Annotated in this window: 23 protein-coding genes; 12 read left to right on the top strand and 11 right to left on the bottom strand. The window is 62.9% G+C overall.

Annotated elements, in window-relative coordinates; genetic code table 11:
• Positions 1-148: 148 nt before the first annotated feature.
• The 8 genes from PG881_RS12220 to PG881_RS12185 all read left to right on the top strand — a co-directional run bounded on the left by PG881_RS12220 (position 149) and on the right by PG881_RS12185 (position 8,784).
• Positions 149-1,540, top strand: coding sequence for an alkaline phosphatase (locus PG881_RS12220; protein ID WP_118880873.1), 1,392 nt, complete (start codon positions 149-151; stop codon positions 1,538-1,540).
• A gap of 11 nt (positions 1,541-1,551) precedes the next feature.
• On the top strand, positions 1,552-2,958 hold the full coding sequence (locus PG881_RS12215) for an alkaline phosphatase (RefSeq protein WP_118880872.1): 1,407 nt from the start codon (positions 1,552-1,554) through the stop codon (positions 2,956-2,958).
• A 52-nt stretch (positions 2,959-3,010) separates the two neighbouring features.
• Positions 3,011-3,691, top strand: a complete 681-nt coding sequence (locus PG881_RS12210; protein WP_118880871.1) for a hypothetical protein — start codon at positions 3,011-3,013, stop codon at positions 3,689-3,691.
• Positions 3,692-3,744: 53 nt separating this feature from the next.
• Positions 3,745-4,503: a substrate-binding periplasmic protein gene (locus PG881_RS12205; protein ID WP_118880870.1), complete on the top strand. Its 759-nt coding sequence runs from the start codon at positions 3,745-3,747 to the stop codon at positions 4,501-4,503.
• Positions 4,504-4,734: 231 nt separating this feature from the next.
• On the top strand, positions 4,735-5,130 hold the full coding sequence (rnk, locus tag PG881_RS12200) for a nucleoside diphosphate kinase regulator (protein WP_011706600.1): 396 nt from the start codon (positions 4,735-4,737) through the stop codon (positions 5,128-5,130).
• 190 nt (positions 5,131-5,320) lie between these two features.
• Positions 5,321-5,911, top strand: a complete 591-nt coding sequence (gene uhpA / locus PG881_RS12195) for a transcriptional regulator UhpA (protein ID WP_011706601.1) — start codon at positions 5,321-5,323, stop codon at positions 5,909-5,911.
• Positions 5,908-7,428, top strand: coding sequence for a signal transduction histidine-protein kinase/phosphatase UhpB (uhpB, locus tag PG881_RS12190; RefSeq protein ID WP_029303961.1), 1,521 nt, complete (start codon positions 5,908-5,910; stop codon positions 7,426-7,428). Before uhpA ends, uhpB begins: the two co-directional genes overlap by 4 nt.
• Positions 7,429-7,455: 27 nt before the next feature.
• Positions 7,456-8,784, top strand: a complete 1,329-nt coding sequence (locus PG881_RS12185) for an MFS transporter (RefSeq protein WP_118880869.1) — start codon at positions 7,456-7,458, stop codon at positions 8,782-8,784.
• Positions 8,785-8,788: 4 nt separating this feature from the next.
• Here the strand turns inward: PG881_RS12185 and PG881_RS12180 are convergent, their stop codons facing one another.
• A complete protein-coding gene (locus PG881_RS12180; RefSeq protein WP_118880868.1) occupies positions 8,789-9,928 on the bottom strand; it encodes a GGDEF domain-containing protein in 1,140 nt (379 codons plus the stop codon).
• Between the two features lie 501 nt (positions 9,929-10,429).
• On the opposite strand from PG881_RS12180, the gene PG881_RS12175 reads away from it, so the two are divergent.
• The 3 genes from PG881_RS12175 to PG881_RS12165 all read left to right on the top strand — a co-directional run bounded on the left by PG881_RS12175 (position 10,430) and on the right by PG881_RS12165 (position 12,995).
• Entirely contained in the window at positions 10,430-11,218 is a 789-nt protein-coding gene (locus tag PG881_RS12175; protein ID WP_162901867.1) for a transporter substrate-binding domain-containing protein, read from the top strand.
• Between the two features lie 90 nt (positions 11,219-11,308).
• Positions 11,309-12,268, top strand: a complete 960-nt coding sequence (locus PG881_RS12170) for an amino acid ABC transporter permease (RefSeq protein ID WP_016351299.1) — start codon at positions 11,309-11,311, stop codon at positions 12,266-12,268.
• The gene (locus PG881_RS12165) at positions 12,252-12,995 is read left to right on the top strand and encodes an amino acid ABC transporter ATP-binding protein (protein ID WP_011706607.1); all 744 of its coding nucleotides are present in this window, start codon (positions 12,252-12,254) and stop codon (positions 12,993-12,995) included. The genes PG881_RS12170 and PG881_RS12165 overlap by 17 nt, the downstream gene beginning before the upstream one ends.
• 103 nt (positions 12,996-13,098) lie before the next feature.
• On the opposite strand, the gene PG881_RS12160 is transcribed toward PG881_RS12165, so the two are convergent.
• Entirely contained in the window at positions 13,099-13,866 is a 768-nt protein-coding gene (locus PG881_RS12160) for a substrate-binding periplasmic protein (protein ID WP_118880866.1), read from the bottom strand.
• A 229-nt stretch (positions 13,867-14,095) separates the two neighbouring features.
• Between PG881_RS12160 and PG881_RS12155 the strand changes: the two genes are divergently transcribed.
• Positions 14,096-14,935: a sterol desaturase family protein gene (locus tag PG881_RS12155; RefSeq protein WP_162901866.1), complete on the top strand. Its 840-nt coding sequence runs from the start codon at positions 14,096-14,098 to the stop codon at positions 14,933-14,935.
• An 87-nt stretch (positions 14,936-15,022) separates the two neighbouring features.
• On the opposite strand, the gene PG881_RS12150 is transcribed toward PG881_RS12155, so the two are convergent.
• From PG881_RS12150 to tadA, 9 genes are all read right to left on the bottom strand, one after another.
• The gene (locus tag PG881_RS12150) at positions 15,023-16,423 is read right to left on the bottom strand and encodes a basic amino acid/polyamine antiporter (protein ID WP_118880864.1); all 1,401 of its coding nucleotides are present in this window, start codon (positions 16,421-16,423) and stop codon (positions 15,023-15,025) included.
• Between the two features lie 9 nt (positions 16,424-16,432).
• Positions 16,433-17,335 carry a homocysteine S-methyltransferase family protein gene (locus PG881_RS12145; protein WP_118880863.1) on the bottom strand — a complete coding sequence of 301 codons (903 nt, stop codon included), beginning with the start codon at positions 17,333-17,335 and terminating at the stop codon, positions 16,433-16,435.
• Positions 17,336-17,604: 269 nt separating this feature from the next.
• Positions 17,605-18,147: a hypothetical protein gene (locus PG881_RS12140; protein WP_017409856.1), complete on the bottom strand. Its 543-nt coding sequence runs from the start codon at positions 18,145-18,147 to the stop codon at positions 17,605-17,607.
• 19 nt (positions 18,148-18,166) lie between these two features.
• Positions 18,167-19,486, bottom strand: coding sequence for a hemolysin family protein (locus PG881_RS12135; RefSeq protein ID WP_011706614.1), 1,320 nt, complete (start codon positions 19,484-19,486; stop codon positions 18,167-18,169).
• 192 nt (positions 19,487-19,678) lie between these two features.
• Complete coding sequence (gene phoU, locus PG881_RS12130; RefSeq protein WP_005334097.1) at positions 19,679-20,389, bottom strand: phosphate signaling complex protein PhoU; 711 nt, start codon at positions 20,387-20,389, stop codon at positions 19,679-19,681.
• 179 nt (positions 20,390-20,568) lie between these two features.
• Entirely contained in the window at positions 20,569-21,387 is an 819-nt protein-coding gene (pstB, locus tag PG881_RS12125; protein ID WP_011706615.1) for a phosphate ABC transporter ATP-binding protein PstB, read from the bottom strand.
• 109 nt (positions 21,388-21,496) lie between these two features.
• On the bottom strand, positions 21,497-23,146 hold the full coding sequence (gene pstA / locus PG881_RS12120) for a phosphate ABC transporter permease PstA (RefSeq protein ID WP_077095386.1): 1,650 nt from the start codon (positions 23,144-23,146) through the stop codon (positions 21,497-21,499).
• Between the two features lie 32 nt (positions 23,147-23,178).
• Entirely contained in the window at positions 23,179-25,416 is a 2,238-nt protein-coding gene (locus tag PG881_RS12115) for an ABC transporter permease subunit (protein WP_118880862.1), read from the bottom strand.
• A gap of 206 nt (positions 25,417-25,622) precedes the next feature.
• Positions 25,623-26,162 carry a tRNA adenosine(34) deaminase TadA gene (gene tadA, locus PG881_RS12110; RefSeq protein ID WP_017409854.1) on the bottom strand — a complete coding sequence of 180 codons (540 nt, stop codon included), beginning with the start codon at positions 26,160-26,162 and terminating at the stop codon, positions 25,623-25,625.
• Positions 26,163-26,211: the final 49 nt, after the last annotated feature.

The following is a 26,211-nucleotide window of genomic DNA, read 5'->3' as shown; positions in this document are numbered from 1 at the left end:
GGCGTCCCGTGCTCCGGCTGCATTAATATAAGCTATTGATACAACATAACATTCACGTAACACCTTCATCGGATTGTCATCCCGTTTCACTAAAAGTGTCATCTGCGACCTCTAGGCTGCGCTCAGGTTTTACAAGGAGCGAACCCCAATGAGAAAGATGGCAGGACTTGCATTGATGATCGGCGCCGCCCTGGCCGCCGGCTGCAACTCCAACAACGACAGCAGCGCGCCCGCCCCCGGCGCCAAGAACGTGATCTTCTTCCTCGGCGACGGCATGGGTCTCAATACCCTGACCGCCGCCCGCATCTACGGTGTCGGTGAAGAGGGCAGCCTCACCATCGATACCCTGCCGGAGACGGCCTTCATCAAGACCTTCTCCCACGACGCCCAGGTGACCGACTCGGCCCCCTCCATGTCCGCCTACATGACCGGGGTCAAGAGCAACAATGGCGTCATCAGCATGGACAGCGACGCCACCCAGGAGAGCAACTGCAGCAAGAGCGCCGGCAAGCCGGTCACCACCTTGCTGGAGCTGGCCAAGGCCGCCGGCCGCGGCACCGGCGTGGTCACCACCACCCGGGTGACTCACGCCACCCCGGCCGCCACCTATGCCCACCTCTGCAACCGGGATCTGGAGGCCGACATCGCCGCCCAGCTGGTGCCCGGCGGCGTGGGTTACAACAGCGCCCTCAAAGAGGGGGTGGACGTGGTACTCGGCGGCGGCAGCAGCTTCTTCTTACCCAAGGCAGACAAGGGCAAGCGCGAGGATGGCCGCAACCTCATCGATGAGATGAAGGCCAAGGGCTACCAGTTTGCTGGCAATCTGGAGGAGCTGAACAAGGCCGAGGCGGGCAAGCCGCTGCTGGGGCTGTTTGGCTCAAGCCACATGAAATATGACCTGGACCGGCCCGCCAGCGAGCCTTCCCTGGCCCAGATGACCCTGGCCGCCATCAAGCAGCTCAAAGACCAGAAACAGGGCTACTTCCTGATGGTGGAAGGGGGTCGCATCGACCACGCCCTGCACGACACCAACGCCAAGCGTGCCCTGCAGGACACCCTCGCCTTCGACAACGCCATCAAGGCGACCATCGACGAGGTGAAGAAAACCGATCCCGAGCTGAAAAACACCCTGATCGTGGTCACCGCCGACCATGACCACACGTTAGTCCTGAATGGTTATGCCAAGCGCACCGGCAAGACCACCGCCGACAACCCCGGCGTGCTCGGGCTGGTGAAGAACTACGAAACCGGCGAGCCGAGCAAGGATGCCGATGGCATGCCCTACACCATCATCGGCTTTGGCAACGGCTACAACCGGGTGGACGGGCCGCGCAGCAGCGTGGCGCCGCTGGACGACGCCACCGTCTCCGCCAACGACTATCACCAGGAGGTGGTGGTCAAGGTGGGCGAAATCGGCAATGAAACCCACGGCGGCACCGACGTTTTCCTCGGCGCCATCGGCCAGGGAGCGGATAGCTTCCACGGCTCACTCGACAACACCGCCGTGTTCGGCAAGGTCAAGGCTGCGGCCGGGCTGTAAGGAGCATTCCCATGAAAAGAGCCATCAACCAATCCATGAAGCAGAACCTGCATAAAACCTTGGTCAGCACGGCCCTGCTGGCTGCCCTCGGCGGCGCGGCCCAGGCACAGGCCAGCGATGCCAAGAACGTCATCCTGTTTATCGGTGACGGCATGGGCCCCACCGTGCTCACCGCCACCCGCCTCTACAAGGTGGGAGAAGAGGGCAATCTGGAGATGATGAAGCTGGCCCGCAGCGCCCGCATCAAGACCTTCTCCAACGATGCCCAGACCACCGATTCGGCCCCCTCCATGGCGGCCTACACCACCGGGGTCAAGATGAACAACGAGGTGATCGCCATGAGCAGCGACACCAAGGCCGTCGCGCCCGGCAAAGACGCCAACGGCAACAAGGGCGTCAACAACTGCGCCAGCGACAACGGCAAGCCGGTGCCCACCCTTCTCGAGCTGGCCAAGGCGGCGGGCAAGTCGGTGGGGGCCGTCACCACCACCGAGCTGACCCATGCCACCCCGGCCGCCACCTACTCCCACATCTGCCATCGGGATGCCGCCTACGCCATCGCCGCGCAGGCGGTACCGGGCGGTGCCGGCTTCAACCAGGCGCTGGGGGACGGGGTCGACGTGCTGATGGGGGGCGGCGCCAACCACTGGACGCCCTACAACAGCACCAGCAACAAGGGTGGCCGCGCCGACGGGCGGGATCTCACCGCCGAGCTGACCGCTCAGGGCTATCGCTACGTCACCACCAAAGATGATCTGGCTGGCGTCAACTCGGGCAAGGTGCTTGGCCTGTTCAGCGCCAAATCCCACCTCGACTACGAGCTGGACCGCGTCGCCAAGGGGGCGGCCAGTACCCAGCCGTCACTCTCCGAGATGACCGCCAAGGCGATCGATCTGCTCAGCCAGAACAGCCAGGGTTACTTCCTGATGGTAGAAGGGGGCCGCATTGACCACGCCCTGCACGGCACCAATGCCAAGCGCTCGCTCACCGACGCAGTGGCGCTGGACGATGCGGTCAAGACGGCGCTCGGCAAGGTGGATCTGAAAGATACCCTGATCGTGGTCACCGCCGACCATGACCACACCATGACCATCAACGGCTACTCCGCCAAGGGCAACAAGGTGCTGGATCTGGTGAAAAATGGCGATGGCTCGACCCAGAACGACGTGGATGGCAAGCCGTTCACCACCCTGGTGTTCGGCAACGGCCCCAACCGCCCCGACGTGCGTCCCACCCTCACCAGCGATCAGGTGATGGCGGACGACTACCTGCAGGAGACCGGGGTCAAGCTCGGCTCCGAGACCCACGGCGGCGGCGACGTCATGCTGTTCGCCGACGGCGCAGGCAGCAGCCGCTTCAAGGGGACGCTGGACAACACCCGGGTGTTCGGCAAGCTGAAGGAGGCGCTCGGCCTGTAAACGGCAGGGCCCGGCAGGGTGCCGGGCCCTGCTCGTTCGAGCGATCACCCATATGCGACTGTTACTTCCGTTGTGGCTGCTCGCCAGCAGCCTCTCTTTTCCCCTCCTGGCCGATGAAGTCCCCGATCTGGCCGCCCGCATCCGCTATCAGGACCGGGTCACCAGCAGCGACGGCATCAGCAAGGAGAGCCAGTGGCAGGAGAAGTGGCTGCGGGTTGGCGATCAGGTGTGGAGCCAGCGGCTCATCCCGCTGCCCCTTGCCCGCGCCTATCACGCCACCCACGATGCCACCCCGGGCCACAAGCACTTCACCCACCAGATGGCGGCGCGCTGGGTGACCCGCGACCCGCAGGGGGGGCTGCAACTGCGCTACGCCGACAACTGGCACAACCAGCTGGTGGAGGTACCTGAAGAGGAGTACGGTCAGGTGGCTTTCAAACCCGACTGGCCGCGGATCCGCCATCTCATCAACCCGGCCCTGTTGCAGGAGATGACGCCCCTCGACGAGGCGGCCCCCGAACAGGCGCGCTGGTATGAAAAACGCGAGGGCAACCAGCGCACCCGCATCCTCTGGTCGCACCGCTGGCAGCTGCCGCTGGTTGTGGAGTCGGCGAGCCTCGACGGTTATCGCAGCTACCGGATGGAGGTGACTCTCAAGCCCCTGCCAAAGAGCCTGCCCTGGCAGCAGCTGGACGGCTACCAGACCCTTGATCTGCGGGATTTCTTCGACTGACGGGACGCCCCGAATGGGGTGAGCTGATTTGTGCTGACGGGATGTTACACTCTGTGTACTCATCCCAAATCCGGCCAGCCATGCGAACTTCCCTGCTCTTGCTGCTTTGCACCCTGCTCTTCCCCGCCGCCCAGGCCCAGGCCGTGGTGGTCATCGCCGCCGAGATCCCCCCCTATGTCATCCGCTCCTATCAGGGCGCCCCGAGCGGCATGGCCATCGAAGTGCTGGAGGAGGCGGCCCGCCGCCTCAAGGAACCGCTGACCATCGAGCTGATGCCGCTGGCCCGCGCCCTCAGCCAGACCCGCCACCGCCAGGACGTGCTGCTGGTGCCGCCGGTGCGCAGCCCCCAGCGCGAGCCGCAGTTCCTGTGGATTGCCCCGCTACTGGATGAGGCCTTCGTGCTGGTCAGCCATCGCCAGTACCACCCGGCCCCCATCACCAGCAAAGAGCTGCCCGGCCTCACTGTCGGCGTGATGCGCGGCTCCTATGGCCAGAGCCTGCTGCAGCCCTACCCGCAAGTGAAACAGGCGCTGGTGGCCGAGGAGATCCACAACGCCAGCAAGCTGGCACTGGGCCGCATCCAGGGCTGGGCGGTGGCCTGGAACAGCGCCCGCTACAACCAGCAGCAGGCCGGCCTGCCGCTGGCGGATCTGGTGCGCGGCGACACCCTGCAGCGGGCCTCGCTCTATCTGGCCGCCAGCCCCCGTTTCCCGGCCGCCGAGGCGACCCGCTGGCGCAAAATCATCGCCACCATGCACGACGATGGCAGCCTGGCGCGCATCATCAAGCAGTACGATTACCAGGCCCCCTGACAAGCTTGTCAGGATAATTGCCAAAGCAGTCCAGAATGGTTATGGTATCCCCATGAAAGCGCTCATTATTTTATCAAGCCAGCTCACACCCCGTTGAGCCCCCGCCCTCGCCTCCGACAGCGAGTCGTTCGGGGGCATCGCATTCCCGATCTGTTTTTTCGTATCGCACACTCTTTTTCGACCAGCTTGCCCGTCATCCTGGTCCTTTAACCCATTGATAAGGAATATCTTATGAAACAGCCTCATCTCGTGATCTCCAGCCTGGATCTCGACCGCATCGAGCAGCTGCTCGGCAACCATCCCCAGCACCTGGCCCTGCAGGAGGAGCTGGATCGCGCCGAGATGCGCGAGCCGGCCGACATGCCGCCGGACGTGGTCACCATGAACAGCACGGTGCGCTTCAAGATGCCGAGCAGCGGCAACGAGTTCTGCCTGACCCTGGTCTACCCCAAGGACGTGCAGGGTGATGAGTCGAAGATCTCCGTGCTGGCACCGGTCGGCAGCGCCCTGCTCGGCCTGAAGGTAGGCGACAGCATCGCCTGGCCCGGCCCGGCCGGTCGCACCATCGAGGTGGAGATCCTGGAAGTGGTCTATCAGCCGGAGCGGGCCGGCGAGCTGCATCGCTAATCCTCCCGGGTACGTGCCAAGCGGCGGCCCCAGGCCCTGTGCACGTACCCGCCCCTGATCCCGATCAAGCTTTGCCACAGAAGCGCCGCCGATCCCGCTCACCTGCCCTGCTTTCTCTTGAGCCCGGACGAGGCGGCAGGTATCTTGTTGGCCGCGCCAGCACCCTGGCCGCAGATTTCAGGCTGACAACATGATAAAGATTGCCCTCATCGACGATCACCAGATCGTCCGCTCCGGCTTTGCTCAACTGCTCAATCTCGAACCCGACCTGCGGGTGGTGGCCGAATTCGGCTCCGCCGCCGAGGCGCTGGCGGGACTGCCCGGCAGCGGCGTGCAACTGTGCGTGTGCGACATCTCCATGCCGGACCAGTCCGGGCTGGATCTGCTCAAGCGCCTCCCTTCCGGCCTCGCCGTGGTGATGCTGTCGGTGCACGACAGCCCGGCGTTGATAGAGCAGGCATTGCAGGCCGGCGCCAAGGGGTTCCTCTCCAAGCGCTGCAGCCCGGACGAACTGATCGCCGCAGTGCGCACCGCCGCCCACGGCGGCTGCTACCTCACCCCGGACATTGCCCACAAGCTGGCCTGCAACAGCCAGGATCCGCTCACCAACCGGGAACGGGAAGTGGCCCAGCTGCTGGCGCGGGGACTGGAGGTGAAGGCCATCGCCGAGCAGCTTGGTCTCTCTCCCAAGACGGTGCACGTGCACCGCGCCAACCTGATGGACAAACTCAAGGTCAGCAACAACGTGGAGCTGGCCCACCGCATGCTGGACAGCTGGTGATCCCCCGTCTTGCCAGCTATGTCGCCATCTCGCTGGCGGCCTGTTTCATCTTTGCTGCCGGCTGGTTCTGCCTGTGGAGCATCGGCCTGCACCTGGCGGGATCGCCCATGCTGGCGGCCCTGCTGTTCCCCTTCGGCCTGCGTCTGGGGCTGCTGCTGCAAAGCCCGCTCTCCTACTGGCCGCCGCTGCTGCTGTGCGAATCCCTGCTGCTCTACTGGCTCAATCAGGAGGTGGGCCTGCCGCTGTGGCCGCTCATTCAGGCTGGCAGCCTGCTGACCTTGCTGCCGCTGCTCATCGCCCGCCGCCAGCCGGTGCGCAACGACTGGCAGCAGCTGCTGGTGCTGCTGGCCACCGTCACGGTGGCGGCGGGGCTGCAATCCCTGCTCTGGCATCTGGCTGGCGAGGATGGCCTCACCGCGCTGCTGCTCACCCTCACCGGCGGGCTGACCCTGACCTCCACCTGCATGCTGATCTGGCACTATCTCACCCGCGCTACCTGGGTGCCGCTCGGGCCGACCCTGGTGGATCAACCGGTGGACTGGCGTTTTCGCCATCTGGTCTGGTATCTGCTGCTGTTCGTGCTGAGCCTCTGGCTGCAGCTCGGCCTGCCGGACTCGCTGGTGCGCTTCACTCCGTTTTGTCTGGCCATCCCCATCATGGCCATGGCCTGGCGTTACGGCTGGCAGGGGGCGCTGCTCGCCACCCTGATGAACACGGTGGCGCTGATGGCCGGCCAGGCCTGGCACGATCATCCGCTCGATCTGCTGCTCTCCCTGCTGGCCCAGAGCCTCACCGGCCTGCTGCTGGGGGCCGGCATCCAGCGCCAGCGCGAGCTCAACCAGGCGCTGACCCGCCAGCTCGCCCACAATCGCCAGCTCACCGAGCGGCTGCTGGAGACCGAAGAGAGCATCCGCAAGGAGGTGGCGCGCGAGCTGCACGACGACATCGGCCAGACCATCACCGCCATCCGTACCCAGGCCGGCATCGTGCGCCGGCTCGCCCCGGACAATGCCGGGGTCGGCCAGAGCAGCGCCCTCATCGAGACGCTGTCGCTGGGCATCTACGACGCGGTGCGCGGCCTGCTCGGCCGGCTGCGCCCCCGCCAGCTCGACGACATGAGTCTGGAGCAGGCGGTACGCGGCCTGCTGCGGGAGCTGGAGCTGGAGCGCCGCGGCATCGTCACCCGGCTCGAGTGGCAGCTGGCGGACGCCGGCCTCTCCGATGCCCAGCGGGTCACCCTGTTTCGGGTCTGTCAGGAGGGGCTCAACAACGTGGTGAAACACGCCAATGCCAGCTCGGTCACCATCCGGGCCCACCGCCAGGGCGAGCGACTGACCCTGCTGCTGGAAGACGATGGCTGCGGCCTGCCGGAACACCGCACGCCCCAGGGCTACGGCCTGCTCGGCATCCGCGAGCGGGTGCAGGCGCTGGGAGGCGCATTGCAGCTCTCCTGCGTGCACGGCACCCAGCTGACCGTGACCCTGCCCGGCCGCAAACGGGAGGAGAGTCATGAGTAACACCCAGCCGCAGGGGAGAACCGCCTGATGCTCAGTTTCATGAGAAGCGCACCGCCCCAGCCCCTCATCCGCGATCAGGCCGAGATCGACGCCTGTTATCGCCACTGGCGGCTGCACATCCTGCTGACCATGTATCTGGGCTACGCGGTGTTCTACTTCACCCGCAAGAGCTTCAACTTCGCCATGCCGGACATGCTGGCCAGCGGCATGCTGAACAAGGCCGACATCGGCATGCTGTGGACCCTGTTCTACATCACCTACGGCTGCTCCAAGTTCTTCTCCGGCATCATCAGCGACCGCGCCAACCCGCGCTACTTCATGGGCCTCGGGTTGATGGCGACCGGCGTCATCAACATACTGTTCGGGCTCTCGTCGTCGCTGTGGCTGTTCGCCGCCCTCTGGGTGGTCAACGCCTTCTTCCAGGGCTGGGGCTGGCCCCCCTGCTCCAAGCTGCTCACCAGCTGGTACTCGCGCAGCGAACGCGGCTTCTGGTGGTCGGCCTGGAACACGGCCCACAACGTGGGCGGCGCGCTCATTCCCCTCATCGTCAGCACCCTGGCCCTGCAGCACGGCTGGCGCTACGGCATGATAGTGCCCGGCCTTATCGCCATCCTGGCGGGGTTGTTCCTCTGCTGGCGTCTGCGCGATGCCCCGAGCGCCATGGGACTGCCCACGGTGGGCGAGTGGCGCAACGATGCCATGGAGCTGGCCCAGCAGACCCAGGATGCCGGCCTCTCCCATCGCCAGATCCTGCGCAAATACGTGCTCGGCAACCCCTATATCTGGCTGCTGGCCTGCTGCTACGTGCTGGTCTACGTGGTACGCACCGCCATCAACGACTGGGGCAATCTCTACATGACCGAGCAGCGCGGCTTCAATCTGATGAGCGCCAACTCGGCCATCTCCATGTTCGAGGTGGGCGGCTTTATCGGTGCCCTGGTGGCGGGCTGGGGATCGGACAAGCTGTTCAACGGCAACCGCGGGCCGATGAACCTCATCTTCGCGGTGGGCATATTGCTGGCGGTGGGATCGCTCTGGCTGATGCCCTTCTTCAGCTATGTGATGCAGGCGGCCTGTTTCTTCACCATCGGCTTCTTCGTATTCGGCCCCCAGATGCTGATCGGCATGGCGGCGGCGGAGTGCTCCCACAAGAATTCGGCGGGGGCCGCCACCGGCTTCGTCGGCCTGTTTGCCTACATGGGGGCGGCACTCTCTGGTTATCCGCTGGCGAGGGTGCTGGAGATCTGGCACTGGCAGGGCTTCTTCGTGGTGATCTCGGTGGCCGCCGGCGTCTCCGCCCTGTTGCTGCTCCCCTTCCTCAAGGCGCAGGCGCCGCGCCCCCGCGACGCCGATTGACCGGCTAGGCTTGCGCCAGCCGGCAGACCCGGTTCTTGCCCTCCCGCTTGGCCTGATAGAGGGCTCGATCCGCCTGGCTGAACAGGGTGTCGAAGTGCCAGCTGTGCTGGCAGCGCACCAGCCCCATGCTGACGGTGATGCCGATCCCGTGCATGTCCTGCGCCGCCAGAGAGCGGATGATCTGCTCGCAGCGCTGCTGCTGCGCCGTTTCATCCTCCTGCGGCAACAGCAACACGAACTCCTCGCCGCCAAAGCGACTGGCCACCAACTCCTGCTGAGCACCGAGATAGGCCCCCACCGCGGCCAGCACCCGATCCCCCATCTCATGACCATGGCGATCGTTGATCTGCTTGAAGTCATCGAGATCCAGCACTGCCAGGGCGCCGAACTCGGTCATCCGGCGCCGGGCCATCAGCTCCATGAAGCCGCGCCGGTTGAGCAGACCGGTGAGCGGATCGTGGCTCGCCTGCTGGCGCAGGGCCAGCGCCCGGTACTGGGTGCAGAGCAGCAGCACCCCGAAGGTGGAGAGGTAGCTGCCCATCAGCATGGAGAGGAAGGGCAGCACGTTGACACCGCTCTGATCCATCAAGACTCTGGCGTCCCCCTGCAGCAGAAATGCCATGCGCAGCAGGTTGAAGCCATAGAGCAGGATATTGACCACGGTGAACACCAGTACGGCGGGCAGATAGGAGGGATAGCCGTGCCGCCAGATGAGAAAGACGATCACCGCCCCCAGCACCATGTAGCTCAGGCAGGCCAGCAGCACCCGAGGAGCCATCTGATCGTTGAAGGCAATGCTCCAGCTCAGGATCAGCACATAGATCAGCATGAACCAGCCGCTGGCAGACCAGCTGAGGGGCTGGCCGAAGAAACGCTGCAGCGCCAGCGGCATCAGGGCGATGCAGACGGTGATCAGCAGATTGGCCAGCCAGATCCCCGCCAGACTCGGCATGAAGGCCTGCAGGGTAAAGAGGCTCTGGGCCACCAGTGCGAACAGACTGGACCACCACCAGTATCCGAGTCCGGGGATCTCCCTGTGGGTCGACCAGATGATGGAGAGAGTGATGAAACCGAGGCTGTAGCCACCCAGCGCCATGATCATCAGGGTGAATACATCCAGCTTGAGCAGTATTGAGGCGTCCATACCAGTGCCACTAAACGAAGGTAACTGAGTATATTTGAAGCGCAAAACAAGACCCAGCGGTGTCTGACTAAATCCTCAATTAAAAACCATTTAGTGGGCGGCAATCGCACACACTAAATTCATTCGAATCTGTTTTTTGGCGCTTGGCGGCCAGGTGAGCAACAATTGACACTACTGATGGCGGGCTGGCTTGTAACAAAATGTGCTGAATACATTTTTGGCTTGAACCTGCCTCATTAGATAGATATGTTGTTTTCGTGTGATTTTATGAGTGTCGCCACGGGGAAAAAGCGCCACTAACCTATTGAGTCATCTGGCACAATCGGAATTTGGTACATTTTTCACTCAGTCGGTAGCAAATAGAATCTCATATGGGGCTTTTGCCTCAATCAAGACAATAATCCTGTCTTGCCCTGTTGCCGGATGCAGCAGTCTCTTGTGCCACGGAGTCGCACGGGATCAGGTTCAAGGCCGAACACACTTTTGACAGAGACGTCACTTATGATCAAAAAACTCATTCTTTCTATCCTGCTGCTGTGCGGGCTGGCCAACGCCGCGCCCACTTCCACCCTGGATGCCGTGCTGGAGCGCGGCGTGCTGCGGGTCGGTTTCGACGCCGGCTATCAACCCTTCGAAATGACCAACAAGCAGGGCCAATACATCGGCTTTGACGTGGATCTGGCCAAGATGGTCGCCAAGGAGATGGGCGTGAAGGTCGAGTTCGTCAACACCGCCTGGGATGGCATCATTCCGGCCCTTTTGACCGACAAGTTCGACGTCATCATGGGCGGCATGACCGTCACCCCCCAGCGCAACCTGCGCGTCAACTTTGCCGACCCCTATATCGTGGTTGGGCAGACCATCGTCCTGCGCAAGGACAAGGCTGGCGAGATCAAATCCTTCACCGACCTCAACGACCCCAAATACAAGATCGCGGTCAAGCTCGGCACCACCGGCGAGCAGGCGGTCAAGCGTCTGATCCCGAAAGCCACCCTGCTGCAGTTTGAAACCCAGGATGACGCCAAGCTGGAAGTGATCAACGGCAAGGTCGATGCTTTCGTCTACGACCTGCCCTACAACGCCATCTTCGCCACCCAGAACAAGGGGGCCGTGGTGCACCTCGACAAGCCGTTCACCTTCGAACCGCTGGCCTGGGCCATCCGCAAGGGCGACCAGGACACCCTCAACTGGTTCAACAACTACCTGCGCCAAATCAAGGGCGACGGCAGCTACGACCGCCTCTACCAGAAGTGGTTTGAGTCCACCGCCTGGCTGAACCAGCTCAAGTAACCTCGCAAGGGGCGGCCCGCCGCCCCTTCACGCAGATCCCCACACAATAACTACAACGAGGTTGCGACAGTGCACAACCCAACAAGACAGATGGAAAAACAACCCAATCAACTGCTCTGGCACGGGATCTTCCTGCTGATCGTGCTGGCCGCCATCTTTGGCATCTACAAGGCCGTGCAATCAGTGGATTACACCTGGCGCTGGGAGCGGATCCCCCAGTACATCGCCTATCAGGCGGAACAGAAAAACTACGCCGAATTTGACGGTACCGTGGTCGCCGGCACCACCGAGACCGACAAGGGCAAGCTGTTTTTGCAAAACGACCTCGATCCCAACCAGCGCCAAGCCATCGCCATCAGCGGCGGCCAGGTAGCGGAAGGAGACACCGTCTTTCGCGGCGACACCCTCGACACCCAGCTGAGCTGGACTGCCGGCCCCATCGCCTGGGGCGTCTGGGTCACGGTCAAACTCTCGCTGGTGGCGGGCATCTTCGCCATTCTGCTCGGCACCCTGGCCGGGCTGGCCCGACTCTCCCCCAACCCCGCCCTGCGCAACCTGGCGGTTACCTACGTGGAGCTCATCCGCGGCACCCCGCTGCTGGTGCAGATCTTCATCGTCTACTTCTTCATCGGTACCGTGCTGAACCTCGACCGATTCACCGCCGGGGTGGCGGCACTGGCGGTCTTTACCGGCGCCTACGTGGCGGAAATCGTCCGTGCCGGCATCAGCTCCATCCACAAGGGGCAGATGGAAGCGGGCAGAAGCCTCGGCATGACCTCGGCCCAGACCATGCGCTACGTCATCCTGCCGCAGGCCTTCAAACGGGTGCTGCCGCCGCTGGCCGGCCAGTTCATCAACCTTATCAAGGACTCCTCGCTGGTCTCTGTCATCTCCATCACCGATCTCACCAAGGCGGGGCGCGAGGTGGTGAGCTCCACCTTCAGTCCGTTCGAGGTGTGGTTCACCGTGGCCCTGCTCTATCTGGTGCTGACTGGCACTCTCTCCTTCCTGGTGCGTCGTCTGGAGGTGAAATATGCGCGCAGCAACTGATCCCATTATCAAGGCCAGCGGTGTAGAAAAGTTCTACGGCACCGAAGTGCACGCCCTCAAGAACGTCAGTACCCAGGTCGCCGAGGGGGAAGTGGTGGTGATCGTCGGCCCCAGCGGCTCCGGCAAGTCCACCTTCCTGCGCACCCTCAATCAGCTGGAGACCATCAACGACGGCAATATCGTGGTGGATGGCATCAGCCTGACCGAGCCGGGAGACGTCAACAAATTGCGGGAAGAGGTGGGCATGGTGTTCCAGTCCTTCAACCTCTTCCCCCATCTGAACGTGCTGGACAACATCTGCCTCGCCCCGCAGAAGGTGCGCGGGCTGTCGCGTCGCGATGCCGAGGACAGAGCCAAGGCCCTGCTGCTCAAAGTCGGCCTGTCGGCCAAGGCCGAGAGCTACCCCTCCCAGCTCTCCGGCGGCCAGCAGCAGCGGGTGGCCATTGCCCGGGCGCTCGCCATGCAGCCACGCATCATGCTGTTTGACGAGCCCACCAGCGCGCTCGACCCCGAGATGGTGGGCGAGGTGCTGGACGTGATGAAGGGACTGGCCCGCGAGGGGATGACCATGGTGGTGGTCACCCACGAGATGGGCTTTGCCCGTGAGGTGGCAGATCGCGTGCTCTTTATGGAGAGCGGCGAGCTGCTGGTAGACGAGAAGCCGACGGACTTTTTCGACAATCCCCCCTCCCCGCGCCTGCGCCAGTTCCTGAGCCAAGTGCTGTAATAGCGCCGGCGATAAAAAGAAGAAGAGGGAGCCCATGGCTCCCTCTTTTTCTTAGCCGAAACCCTGTGTTTATCGGCTGAATCTGACTGGCTCCCTTATCAGTTCAGCGCGGGGACTTTCCCAGATAACGCTCCACTATGGTTCGGATCCCGTCCCGCTTCTTGAGCTCGTAGAGCCGCTTGTCGAACTGCTCGGCAAAGTCCTCCTTGAAGTCGAACTCCCCCTTGCGGCTGTAACCGAGGAACCCCTGCTCCTTGCTGAGCACCGGCCCTTGCTTGAGCTGGGACATGTCGGCCACCGCCAGCTGGTTGCCCTTGATCATGTTGAGCAGCTCATAGAGCAGAGAGAGGCGGTCGTTGACGGTACAGTCGACCCGGCCGCGCACAATCTTGAGCAGGTTCTCCCGGTTGCTCTTCACCTCCTCCAACCCGATCTTCTGCTGCTGGACCGCCTGCCAGAAGGGGGCACCACCTATGGTGAAACCGGCATTCATGCCAAAGCGCAGCCCATAGTAGTCGGTCGGGAACTGCGCCTGCGGGGTATTGGCCGCCACCCCGGCGCCGCACATCACCACCAGCTCCTCGTCGAGCAGGGGTTGGGAGTAAGGCCACATCCAGGGGCGGCTGTCGGGCTGATAGTAGGGTGGAAAGATGGCGAAGGCACTGCCCTGTTCCACCATGCTGAGACCCCGCCGCCAGGGCATGGCCTTGAGCACCACCTCGTACTCATCCATGGAGGCCGTCACGCTGCGCACTATGTCGGCATAGATCCCCTTCACCTCCTCCCCCTCCTGCCAGGAGTAGGGTGGATAGTTGGCATCGGCCAGGATCTCGACCCGGGTCTTGGCCTGCGCCAGCAGGCAGACTCCCATCAACAAACAACACCACAGCCGCATCATCTGCCACTCCAGAGGTAGAAAACCTCATCAAGCATAGTCACTGCGCCATGGCTCAGAGGGCCATCACGCCCTTTCATGGCCCTGCACTTGCGGGCTCCCGCCGCCAGCGTCAGATGGCGATGGCCATCGGGTGAAAATTGTTAATGAAAGATTAAATTCATCCTTTATGCTGGAGAGCAATTGCTCTGACTGGATACCCGACATGGATGTGCAACTGATCCTGCTCTACCTCTCGCCGCTTTTTCTGGCCTTCATCGGCTGGGAAATGCTCTACCTGCGCAAACATGGCGCCGCCTATCCCACCGCCGGCTACCAGTGGAAGGATCTCTTCGCCAACGCCACCCTGGCGCTGATGCATCAGGGGGGCGACGCGCTGACGGCCATCGCCATCGCCTATCTCTACGACGCCCTCTGGGGCTGGCGGCTGCTGGATATCGATCTCAACCTCTGGAGCCTGTTGCTGCTTTTTCTGTTGCAGGATCTCTGCTACTGGCTGTTCCACTTCGCCAGCCACCACGTGCGCTGGTTGTGGGCCTCCCACGTGGTGCACCACAGCTCGGAGCGGCTCAACCTCTCCACCGCCTTTCGCCAGAGCCTGATGTACCCGGTCTCCGGCATGTGGCTGTTCTGGATCCCGATGATCCTCATCGGCTTCCCCCCCGAGGCGGTGGTGGCCACCGTGCTCTTGAGCCTGGGTTTTCAGTTCTTCGTCCACACCCAGGTGGTGGGCAAGCTTGGCTGGCTGGAGTGGATCTTCAACACCCCCTCCCACCACAGGGTGCACCACGCCAGCAACGCCAAATATATCGATCGCAACTTCGCCGGGGTGCTCATTATCTGGGACAGGCTGTTTGGCACCTTCGTGGAAGAAGACTTAGGCGAGCCGTGTCGCTTCGGCATCACCAAGCCCGTCCACAGCTTCAACCCCCTCACCCTCACCTTCCACGAGTGGCGCGACATGCTGCGGGACGCCCGCGGCCTGCCCTGGCGGCAAAAGCTCGCGGTGCTGTTTGGCAAGCCGGCCGGTCCCGCCAGCCGCTAAGTCCTTGCCGCCGCTAAAACAAGTGCATGTCGCAGACAAAAAAAGAGCGCCCCTAGGCGCTCTCTTGCATTGCCGGTCACAACCCGGTCAGACGTGAGCAAAAGACCAGATGGCGGGGATCAGGCTCAGCAGCGTCACTCCGGCCAGCAGCCGCTCGCGCCCGCTGAGTCGCAGCTCCGCCCCCAGCTGGCGGCGGCTGTAGAGAAACAGCAGCAGACCCGGCCCGTACAGCAGCAAGGAGAGCAGCAGGTACTCCACCCCGGCGGCGTAGAGCAGCCAGAGGCCGTAACCACTCGACACCAGCGCTACCGCCCGCATCAGGCCATTGCCCTCCCCACGCAAGGAGAGCTTGAGCAGGAACAGACCGATCAACAGGTAGGGCACCAGGATCATCGAGGTAGAGATGAGCAGCAGGTTGGTGTAACCCTTGCCGAGCAGCCACACCAGCAGCAGGCAGCCCTGCACCGTCAGACTGGTGAGCCACAGCGATGCGATGGGGGTGCCGTTGCGGTTCTGGCGCTGGAAGATGGCCGGGAAGGCGCCGTGGCGCGCCGCGCTGAACGGCACCTCGGCCGAGAACAGGGTCCAGCTCACGTAGGAGGCCAGTACCGAGACGATAAGGCCGACACTGATCAGCAGCTTGCCCCAGGAGCCCGTCATCTGGGCCATCAGCCCCGCCATGGAGGGGTTGGGCAGGGCCGCGAGCTCGGGGCGGCTCAGGATCCCCAGCGCCAGCACCGAGATGAGCACATAGAGCAGCAGCGCCAGCACCACCCCAAGCACGGTAGCCGTGCCCACGTCCCGCTTGTTTCTGGCCCGGGCCGACAGCACCGCCGCCCCCTCGATGCCGGTGAAGACCCAGAGGGTGATGAGCATGGTGTTGCGTACCTGCTCGGAGACCGGCGTCGCCAGGGTGCTGCCCTGCTGATCCGCCGCGAAGGTGACCGGGTCGAACCAGTAGCAGGCAAACAGGATGAACAGCAGCAGCGGCAGGCTCTTGGCCAGGGTCGCCACCAGGTTGAACAGGGCCGCCTGTTGCACGCCGCGGGCCACCAGCAGGTGTACCGCCCAGAGGATGCAGGACTCGCCGATGAAGGCCGCCAGGGTGTTGCCCTCGCCAAACCAGACCTGCTGCGGGGTGTCGGCGAAGCTGCCCAGCGCCGCGAAGGCGATCACCAGATAGCCCACCACGCCGATGGTGGCGCAGAGCCAATAGCCCCAGGCGGAGAAAAAACCCACCAGATCGCCGAAACCGGCGCGGGCATAGCTGTAGATGCCGCCATCGAGATCCGGCCTTAATCGCGACAGATACAGGAAACTCATGGCCAGCGCCAGTATGCCCACCCCGGTGACGCCCCAACCGATCAGCACGGCGCGCGCGCCAGCCACCTCGGCCATGTTCTGCGGCAGGCTGAAGATCCCCGCCCCCACCATGGAGCTGAACACCAGCGCGGTGAGGGACCAGAGCCCGATCTTGCTCTCTTTCATGGGCTCTCCTTAGCGCAGCCGACTGGCCAGGGCCTGAATGTGTTCCGGCCCGATGCCGCAGCAACCGCCGATAAGGTTTGCCCCGGCGGCGCGCCAGCGCTCGGCCCAGCCGAGGTAATCCAGCGGTCCCAGATCGGTGCGGATCTCGTCCAGCCCGTCGTTGGCGGTGGCCTCCTTGGGCTGGGGCGGGAAGGCGTTGGCATAGGCGCCGAGCCGAATGTCGCTGCGACCCAGCGCCTGCAAGCTAGCACCGGCCACCCTGAGCGCCCCTTCGATCACCTCGGGCTGACAGCAGTTGAACAAGATGGCGTCCACCCCGGCCGATGCCAGCGCGGTAACCGCATCGGCCACTCGCTCGCCGGAGCGCAGGGTCGGCTCGCTGCCTGGCGCCTCGTCTTCCAGGGTGAAGGAGACCCAGAACGGCTTGCCGTCCTCGGGCAGCAGGGCCCGGATGGCCAGCGGCTCGGCAATCAGGCTCATGGTCTCCGCCAGCCAGAGATCCACGTGGGGGGAGAGCGCTCGAATAAGCGGGGTCGCCAGCTCGCTCGCCCTGCCTGCGTCGAACAGGTCGGCGCGGTAGGATCCAAACAGCGGCGGCAAGGAGCCGGCCACCTGCACGCTGCCCGGTTGCTCATCGGCCACCTCGCGGGCCAGCTGACCGGCCAGCGCCGCAAGTGCCTCCCCCTGGGCGACAAAGCGCGTGTCACCGATATGAAACGGCACCAGCGCATAGCTGTTGGTGGTGATGACCCGGGCCCCACTCGCCACGTAGGCCTGATGCACCTCGCGTACCGTCTCGGGGGCCTCCATCAAGGCCAGCGCCGACCACTCCGGCTGGCGAAACGGCGCACCCCGCCGTGCCAGCTCGCGTCCCATGCCGCCATCCAGTACCCACAAATCCTTTTTATCCATCTCTGTCTCTCTGCGTGTCCCCGTCGTGACGGGTATTTATTGTGTTGAGTCAAAAAAGGCCATCAAAACATCTAGACGGCTATAACGCCTTTTCATCATGACCCAAAGTAGAACAAGAGGCAATCGGGTGCTACGAACAAATCCGAACAAGCTCAGGGAGATAACGGCAAAGGAAGGGAGGTATGGCTGTTGAAGGCTCAACACCAGGATGAGAAACGACAAGAGGCCACCCTAAGGTGGCCTCTTGTGGCGACAGGTGCACTGGCGGCTCAACGTCCGGCCAGTACCCGCTTGGTCTGCTTGACCCAGTCGGACACCCGACCCTGCTGGGGATACCCCTGCCAGATCTGCTCCCACTGGGCGGGGCTGAGCGGGCGACCCAACCGGCGTTGCACCCCGGCATAGAGGTAGTCGTGAGCCGTGGTGCGAGCCTGGGCGGAGGTAAGGAACTTGGCCACCGGATCGGTCAGGCGCACGTCCCGCATGCCGAGCAGCGGGTAGTCGCTGTGCACCGCCGCCAGCATGGTCTCGCGCATGGCCGATTCGATGTAGCCGCGGGCAAACAGGGCGGTCACCGACTCAAGCGATCCTTGATCCGGGCCGTGATATTCCTCGTCGAACACCGGACTCGGCTCCGCCACGGCGCTTTGCACCACCGCATCCGGGTCCTGCTGCGGCACCACCACGGCCGCCTTGGGGGCAACCGGTTTGGCGACTGTGGTGGCCTTGCGCGGTGCGCTCTGGCTGCAGGCACCGAGTGCCAGGGCGAGCGCCACACAGGCCAGCGCACGGGAATGAGACTGCATCTTCATGATTGCTAACTAGCTCCTTTTACGATTCCTGAGCGGGTTTCTCGGCCGGCGTGGGCTCGACCCGGGTGACCAGCAGCTGGTCAATCTTGTAGCTGTCGATGTCCACCACTTCGAACTTGTAACCGGCGTATTTGACCGAATCGGTTCGCTTGGGGATCTTGCGAAGCATGTACATGATGAAGCCGGCGATGGTTTCATAATTCTGGTTTTCCGGGAACTCCTCGATGTCGAAGGCGCGCATCACGTCGGAGATGGGGGTCACCCCGTCCACCAGCCAGGAGTTCTCGTCCCGCTGCACGATCTGCTCTTCCACCACGTGGGTAGCCCACTCGCCCATCACGGTGCTCATCAGGTCGTTCATGGTGACGATCCCCACCACCAGGGCATACTCGTTCATCACCACGGCAAAGTCGCCCCTGTGGTTCTTGAAGTACTCCATCGCCTCGTAGAGGTTGAGGGTGTCGGGGATGATGATGACGTTCTGCACCAGCGAGCCGCTGTTGAGATCGATGCTCTGGCCGCTGATGACCCGGATCAGCAGCTCCTTGGAGTCGACGAAGCCCTTGATGCTGTCGAGGTTGTGATCACACACCAAGAACTTGTTGTGGGGGTGTTCGGCAATTTTGGCCTTGATGCTCTCCTCGCCCTCTTGCAGGGTGAAGTAGATGAGGCTCTCGCGCGCGGTCATGGCGGAGGTGACGCCGAGGGATTGCAGCTCGAACACGTTCTCGATGAGCTGGTGCTCCTCGCGCTGGATGACGCCCGCTTCGGCGCCCGCATCCATCACCGCATAGATATCGTCGGAGGTGATCTCGTCGTTGCGCACCATGGAGATGCGCAGCAGGCGGAACAGGCCGTTGGCCATGCCGTTGAACAGCCACACCAGCGGCATCAGCAGGGTGACACACAGCAGCATGGGGCGCACCACCACCACGGCGATCCGCTCCGGCATGGTCATGGCGAGGCGCTTGGGCATCAGATCGGCGATCAGGATGAACATGCCGGTGACGAACACGAAGGAGGCTGCCGAGCTGATCTCGCCCAGCCAGGGCCCCTGATAGAACTCGGAGATGAACTCCTTGATGGCCGGGTTCAGGGCAGACTCGCCCAGGATACCGCCCAGGATGGCGACGGTGTTGAGCCCGATCTGCACCACGGTAAAGAAGTTGCCCGGCTGGGCCTGCAGTGCCAGTACCTTTTCGGCATGGCGGTTGCCCTCATCGGCCATCACCTGCAACTTGATCTTGCGGGAGGCGGCGAGGGAGATCTCGGAGAGAGAGAAGAACACGCTGCCGGCGACCAGCAGCATCAGGAAAAATAAACTATCGGCAAAACTCATGATTAACCTATTGCAACAGCCGCCTTAGCACAAGACGGCAAACTGGGTCCGGGAGACCGGACCGTGAGTCAATCCGGGACTCACACAGGGGGCATATTCTAGCAGAAAAGCGCCAAGCGGGTGGCGATATCTTGCACTGACTGAAAAGGCAACAAAAAAGGCGCTCAAAGCGCCTTTTTATTCATCTCAGACTCACCCTTTCCCCAGCAGGGTGCCCAGATCGTCCGCCTTGGTGTGGCGCACGTCCTTGCCCTTGACGTAATAGACGATGTACTCGCAGATGTGCTGGCAGCGATCCCCCACCCGCTCGATGGCCCGCGCCGCCCACAGCACGTTGAGTACCTGGGGTATGGTGCGCGGATCTTCCATCATGTAGGTCATCAGCTCGCGGATGATGGACTCGTACTCCCGGTCCACCTTGTCATCTTCCTTGTAGACCGCCAGTGCCGCGTCCAGATCCATGCGGGCGAAGGCGTCCAGCACGTCGTGCAGCATCTTGATGGTGCGGCGCCCCATGTTCTCCAGCGACACCAGCGGTGGCTGCGGCTTGTTGGCGTTGTCGGTCAGCATGCGGGCGATCTTGTCCGCCACATCGCCGATGCGCTCGAGATCGGTGATGGTCTTGATGATGGCCATCACCAGCCGCAGGTCGGAGGCGGTGGGCTGGCGCTTGGCGATGATGCGGGTGCACTCCTCGTCGATCGCCACTTCCATGGCGTTGACCTTGTGGTCGTTGGCGACGATCTTGCGCGCCGCGTCCAGATCCTGATCGTGGATCGCCGCGATGGCGTCGGTCAGCTGCTGCTCTACCAGCCCGCCCATTACCAGCACCTGGTTGCGCACGCTCTCGAGCTCGGCATTGAACTGACCGGAGATGTGTTTGTTGAGGTTCATATTGTCCATACAAATAATCCTTGATGCTCCGAGTATGCCTTAGTCGTTGAACTGACCGGTAATCTGTTTGTTGATGCCCATCTTGCTCATCTCAATAACCCTTGTTGCACCAACACGCCTTAATCGTTGAACTGACCGGTAATCTGTTTGTTGATGCTCATCTTGCTCATCTCCATCGCCAACATCCCTTAGCCGTAACGACCGGTGATGTAGTCTTCGGTCTTCTTCTTGGCCGGGGTGGTGAAGATGGTGTTGGTGTCCGAGTACTCGATGAGCTCGCCCATGTACATGAAGGCGGTCTGATCCGAGACCCGCGCCGCTTGCTGCATGTTGTGGGTCACGATCACCACGGTGAACTGGCTCTTGAGCTCGTTGATCAGCTCCTCGATGGTGAGGGTGGAGATGGGGTCGAGCGCCGAGGTCGGTTCATCCAGCAGCAGCACTTCCGGCTCGATGGCGATGGCACGGGCAATCACCAGTCGCTGCTGCTGACCACCGGAGAGACCGAAGGCGTTGTCGTGCAGGCGATCCTTCACCTCGTCCCACAGGGCCGCGCCGCGCAGAGAGCGCTCGGCCGCCTCGTCCAGGGTGCGACGGTCGTTGATGCCCTGCAGACGCAGGCCATAGACCACGTTCTCGTAGATGGATTTGGGGAAGGGGTTGGGACGCTGGAACACCATGCCCACCTGACGACGCAGGGCGGATACATCGACGCTCTTGTCGTAGATGTTGTGTCCGTGCAGCTGGATTTCGCCCTCGATGCGGCAGATCTCCACCAGATCGTTCATCCGGTTGATGCAGCGCAGCAGGGTGGACTTGCCGCAGCCGGAGGGGCCGATGAAGGCGGTGACCTGGCCCTTGGGGATCTTCATGTTGACGTTGAACAGCGCCTGCTTGTTGCCGTAGTACAGGTTGAGATCCTTCACTTCCAGCGCGGTCTGCTCCGGGCTCAGGTTGAGCAGGTCGGTCGCGGTGTGCTGGCTGGATGCGGTCGTTACGTTGATCATCTGTTACCTCAAAATCTGTCGGTGGCGGCGGGCACTCTCATTGCCCGCGGCCGGAACGCTTGGCTGGCAGGGAACCCCGTTCCCTACCCGTCTCTGTGGTGCTGGTCTATCAATGTTCCAGCGACCGGAATTTCTCACGCAAGTGGTTGCGGATCCCGATGGCCGTCAGGTTGAGGCCGACGATCACCGTCACCAGCAGGAAGGAGGTGGCGTAGACCAGCGGGCGCGCCGCCTCGACGTTGGGGCTCTGGAAGCCGACGTCATAGATGTGGAAGCCCAGGTGCATGAACTTGCGCTCCACGTGCAGGTACGGGAAGTTGCCATCCATCGGCAGGGTCGGCGCCAGTTTCACCACCCCCACCAGCATCAGCGGCGCCACTTCACCGGCCGCGCGGGCGATGGCCAGGATGAGGCCGGTCATGATGGCCGGGCTAGCCATCGGCAGCACGATGCGCCACAGGGTCTCGGCCTGGGTGGCCCCCAGTGCCAGCGAGCCCTGGCGGATGGTGCTCGGGATCCGGGCCAGCCCCTCTTCGGTGGAGACGATCACCACCGGCAGGGTCAGGATGGCCAGAGTCAGCGCCGACCAGATGACGCCAGGGGAGCCAAAGGTCGGGCTCGGCAGCGCTTCGGGGTAGAACAGCTGGTCCAGCGAACCACCGAGGGTGTAGACGAAGAAGCCCAGACCGAACACGCCGTACACGATGGAGGGCACACCCGCCAGGTTGATCACCGCGATGCGGATGATCTTGGTCAGGCTGTTCTTGCCCGCGTATTCGTGCAGGTAGACCGCCGCCACCACGCCGAGCGGGGTCACGATGATCGCCATCAGGAACACCATGAACACGGTACCGAAGATGGCCGGGAACACCCCGCCCTCGGTGTTGGCCTCGCGCGGATCGTCGGAGACGAACTTGCCGATCTGGTGGAACCAGTAGCCCACCTTGGCCGGCAGACTCATGTCGTTGGGCCACACCACATCCAGCACCTTGGACATGGGCATGGTCACCAGTTCGCCACGCATGTCCTTGACCGTGATGCTGTCTCTGTCCGCCTGGGCACGCAGGGAAAAGAGTTCTTTTTCCAGCACCTGATAATGGTCGTTGAGGGCCTGACGCTCGCTCGCCAGCTCGGCTTTAAGCTGATCGGTCAGCTTGTCGTCCAGCTCGGCCTTGCGCTCTTTGAGTCGCAGCCGCTCCAGCTGATAGTTGATGCTGCCGATGTCGCCTTTCTGCAGATCGTCGGCCTGCTCGGAGAGACCGTTGGCCCGTGCCAGCACCCGCTGCAGGGCAGGATGCAGGTTCTCGGTCAGCGCCTTGCCATCCTCTTTCACCCCGACGATGTAGCCGTAGAAGTTGCCGTTGGTGGCACGCTCCACCATGGCCAGCTCGGTCGGCAGGCTCTGGGACTTGATGTCGGTCTCCAGTACCCAACGGAAGTCCAGGTCGACGAACTCGCGGTTGCCGGTCTTGACCAGATAGCGGGTCAGCAGCTCGCGCTCTTCCCCCTCCAGCGGCAGGCCGGCGGCTCGCAGCCGCTCTACCGGCACCAGCTCGCGGTCGTTGATTTCGCCGATCAGCACGCTCTTGTTGCCCTGGGCGTCTTCCAGTTGCCACTCATAGATGGGATGGGGCCAGAAGTAGACCAGACCACGCCAGCCGATCAGCAGCAGCAGACCCAGTACCGCTACCAGACTCAGGCTGACGGCGCCGCCGGTCATCCAGATCCAGGGGGCCCCCGATTTAAACCACTTACCCATTGTCGATTCCTCGGTCCTTTCAGAGCAGCCCATCACAGAGAGCTGTATTTTTCACGCAACCGCTGACGGATGAACTCGGCCAGGGTATTGAACAAGAAGGTGAACACGAACAGCACGAAGGCAGCGAGGAACAGCACTCGATAGTGCGAGCTGCCCACTTCCGATTCCGGCATCTCCACCGCGATGTTGGCGGCCAGGGTGCGCAGCCCCTGGAACATGGAGAAGTCCATGATGGGCGTGTTGCCGGTGGCCATCAGCACTATCATGGTCTCGCCCACGGCGCGGCCAAGGCCCATCATCACCGCCGAGAAGATGCCCGGGCTCGCGGTGAGGATCACCACTCGGCTCAGGGTCTGCCACGGGGTGGCCCCCAGTGCCAATGAGCCCTGGGTAAGGTGCTTGGGCACCGAGAAGACCGCGTCTTCGGCGATGGAGAAGATGGTCGGAATGACCGCGAAGCCCATGGCGATGCCCACCACCAGCGAGTTGCGCTGGTCGAACTTGATGCCCATCTCGTGAGTCAGCCAGATGCGCGAATCCCCATGCATGAAGGCGTTCTCGATGAGCGGGCTCACCGCGAAGGCGCCCCAGCCAATCAGCAGCAGCACCGGGATCAGCAAGATGGCGTGCCACCCTTCCGGCAACCAGGATTTGCCGCGCTCCGGCAGGTAGTTCCAGATCAAGGCGGTCAGCAGCATTCCCATCGGCAGCAGGATCAACAGCAGCACCACCCCGGGCAGCGCCCCTTCGATGATGGGGGCCAGCCACAGACCGGCTAGGAAGCCGAGGATAACGGTCGGCAGCGCCGCCATGATCTCCACCGTCGGCTTGACGTATTTGCGCAGCCCCGCCGACATGAAGTAGGCGGTGTAGATGGCGCCAGCGACGCCGAGCGGCACCGCAAACACCATGGCATAGAAGGAGGCCTTGAGGGTGCCGAACACCAGCGGCACCAGGCTCAGCTTGGCTTCGAAGTCGTTGCTGGCGGAGGTGGACTGCCACACGTACTGGGGCTCGGGATAGCCTTCATACCACACCTGTTGCCAGAGGGCCGACCAGGTCACCTCAGGGTGCTCGTTCTCCACTGCGAACAGCTTGAAGGTATCCCCCTGCTGCATCAGCAGCACGTTGTGACGGGGGGAGATGGCCAGGGCCGACAGCGCGCCGCCCTCCACCTTCTCGCTCAGCAGCTTGGTCTCGCCGGTGGCGTGGAAGAAGCTGACGGTGCCCTCTTTGTCGGCACTGATGAAGCCCTTGCGAAAGTGCTCCGGGGTCAGCTGCGCCACGGCACCATCGCCCTTGAAGTCACGGATCTGGGTGAACTGGCGCTTGCCATCCCGGGCCACTTCGAACCACTGGGAGATGACGCCGTTGTCGTTGCCCACCAGCAGGGAGGAGGCGCCGGAGAGCAGCTCGACCCGGGTCACGTTGGCGTTGGGGGCATTGATCTCCATGACATCACGCAGGGAGATGTCATTGAGGTTGTGAATGTCATAGACGGAGAGGCGGTTGCCTTCGCGTACGAACAGAATGCGCAGGTTGGGGGTCAGCAGCATCTGATCCACATGACGCGGCAGGGACGGGATGCTGTAGTTCTGGGCGCTCCACTCGATGTCACCGGAGAGGAAGTTCTCCTCGCCGCTCATCACCGCCATCACGCCACGACCATCGGCGGTCACGGCGGCGGTGGCCATCTTGTCCTTGGTGGCTTCAAACACCATGAGCGTCAGCGCCTTGCCCTGGGGGTCCACCACTACCGGCTCTTCGCCGAAGGGGGACTGCAGGCTGGGCTCGATGACCCGCACATCGTTGGGATAGGAGACCTTGAAATAAGGCTGCACCACCTGGGCCTTGCCGTCGGCAAAACCATAGGCGATGAGCTTCTGGCCTGGCGCAGGAGGGGCGACGGCGGTGATGTCACCCTTCACCTGCGCCTGACCCAGCACCTGGCCCACCTTGACTTTGCCATCCCCCTGGACGGAGAAGAAGTTGACCTGGCCTTTGTCGCTGAAGCGATAGCCAATCTCGTTCTGCTCTTCCACCCCAAGCCAGGCGGTCTTGCCCGCCACGGGCAAGGTAAATGACGCGGTCGGCTCCATCGTGGCGCCATTGAAGATGGGTTTCACCACATAGAGCAGGTAGAAGAAAATGAGCAACAGGGCAACCAGCACCAGAGCACCACCCGTGGTGACCCCGTACTTGGCCAACTTATCCTTGATACGGCGCTTTCTGCTGCCCGCCATACCTAAGTTTATCGATTCCGATGACATGCAAAACCTCAATGTGAGCTAGGCTTGGCGGCATTATATGGCGGTTGCATGACAGTTTTGTTACATCAAGGCCCTCTGGGAAGAGGTTATTTTGAAGGGGAATTCAGACCAGAACTCGCTGGCGGACAGCATTGCCAACCATCTGTTTTACAAGAAGATACAGGAAAATATAACGCGCGAAGGCGGCCTCGTCGATTTCGCCGTTCTCAGTCGGCGGGACCGCCGCTTTGTTGCAGTGCCAATCTGGCGGCCTTTTTCTCGGCGCGCCGCCGCCGGAAGAAATCCGACAGCTGGGCCGAGCACGCATCGGCCAGCACACCGCCAGTCAGTTCAACCCCGTGGTTGTGACGCGGGTCCTGCAGGATCTCGAACACTGAGCCCGCCGCGCCGGTCTTGAGATCACGGGCGCCATAGACCACTCGTTTGACCCGGCTGTGGATGAGGGCACCGGCGCACATGCAGCAAGGCTCCAGCGTCACATAGAGGGTGGTATCGAGCAGACGGTAGTTTTGCAGCCGAACGCCGGCGGCCCGGATCGCCATCACTTCGGCATGGGCACAGGCATCGTGCTCGCTGATGGAGCGGTTCCAGCCCTCCCCCACGATCTCGTCACCCAGTACCAGCACGGCCCCGACCGGAATCTCGCCAATCCCCTCCGCCCTTTCGGCCAACGCCATGGCATGGCGCATCCAGCGTTCATCCTGCTCGCGCTGGCTCACTGATTCTGTGACGTCTGATGGTTTCACACCCTGGTTCCTCTCTGTGACGGGTTGCCGGCGATGCACTTGCAGCTTG

The organism is Aeromonas sp. QDB54 (assembly GCF_027707385.1).
Classification (GTDB): Bacteria; Pseudomonadota; Gammaproteobacteria; order Enterobacterales; family Aeromonadaceae; genus Aeromonas; species Aeromonas hydrophila.
The sequence above is the reverse complement of the archived record's forward strand: the minus strand, read 5'-3'. Positions and strand labels throughout refer to the sequence as shown.

Excerpts from the sequence above, each read along its gene's own strand:
- PG881_RS12220 (WP_118880873.1), top strand. The coding sequence starts at position 149 with ATGAGAAAGATGGCAGGACTTGCATTGATGATCGGCGCCGCCCTGGCC.
- PG881_RS12215 (WP_118880872.1), top strand. The coding sequence starts at position 1,552 with ATGAAAAGAGCCATCAACCAATCCATGAAGCAGAACCTGCATAAAACC.
- PG881_RS12210 (WP_118880871.1), top strand. The coding sequence starts at position 3,011 with ATGCGACTGTTACTTCCGTTGTGGCTGCTCGCCAGCAGCCTCTCTTTT.
- rnk (WP_011706600.1), top strand. The coding sequence starts at position 4,735 with ATGAAACAGCCTCATCTCGTGATCTCCAGCCTGGATCTCGACCGCATC.
- uhpA (WP_011706601.1), top strand. The coding sequence starts at position 5,321 with ATGATAAAGATTGCCCTCATCGACGATCACCAGATCGTCCGCTCCGGC.
- PG881_RS12185 (WP_118880869.1), top strand. The coding sequence starts at position 7,456 with ATGCTCAGTTTCATGAGAAGCGCACCGCCCCAGCCCCTCATCCGCGAT.
- PG881_RS12180 (WP_118880868.1), bottom strand. The coding sequence starts at position 9,928 with ATGGACGCCTCAATACTGCTCAAGCTGGATGTATTCACCCTGATGATC.
- PG881_RS12175 (WP_162901867.1), top strand. The coding sequence starts at position 10,430 with ATGATCAAAAAACTCATTCTTTCTATCCTGCTGCTGTGCGGGCTGGCC.
- PG881_RS12170 (WP_016351299.1), top strand. The coding sequence starts at position 11,309 with ATGGAAAAACAACCCAATCAACTGCTCTGGCACGGGATCTTCCTGCTG.
- PG881_RS12165 (WP_011706607.1), top strand. The coding sequence starts at position 12,252 with ATGCGCGCAGCAACTGATCCCATTATCAAGGCCAGCGGTGTAGAAAAG.
- PG881_RS12160 (WP_118880866.1), bottom strand. The coding sequence starts at position 13,866 with ATGGGAGTCTGCCTGCTGGCGCAGGCCAAGACCCGGGTCGAGATCCTG.
- PG881_RS12155 (WP_162901866.1), top strand. The coding sequence starts at position 14,096 with ATGGATGTGCAACTGATCCTGCTCTACCTCTCGCCGCTTTTTCTGGCC.
- PG881_RS12150 (WP_118880864.1), bottom strand. The coding sequence starts at position 16,423 with ATGAAAGAGAGCAAGATCGGGCTCTGGTCCCTCACCGCGCTGGTGTTC.
- PG881_RS12145 (WP_118880863.1), bottom strand. The coding sequence starts at position 17,335 with ATGGATAAAAAGGATTTGTGGGTACTGGATGGCGGCATGGGACGCGAG.
- PG881_RS12140 (WP_017409856.1), bottom strand. The coding sequence starts at position 18,147 with ATGAAGATGCAGTCTCATTCCCGTGCGCTGGCCTGTGTGGCGCTCGCC.
- PG881_RS12135 (WP_011706614.1), bottom strand. The coding sequence starts at position 19,486 with ATGAGTTTTGCCGATAGTTTATTTTTCCTGATGCTGCTGGTCGCCGGC.
- phoU (WP_005334097.1), bottom strand. The coding sequence starts at position 20,389 with ATGGACAATATGAACCTCAACAAACACATCTCCGGTCAGTTCAATGCC.
- pstB (WP_011706615.1), bottom strand. The coding sequence starts at position 21,387 with ATGATCAACGTAACGACCGCATCCAGCCAGCACACCGCGACCGACCTG.
- pstA (WP_077095386.1), bottom strand. The coding sequence starts at position 23,146 with ATGGGTAAGTGGTTTAAATCGGGGGCCCCCTGGATCTGGATGACCGGC.
- PG881_RS12115 (WP_118880862.1), bottom strand. The coding sequence starts at position 25,416 with ATGTCATCGGAATCGATAAACTTAGGTATGGCGGGCAGCAGAAAGCGC.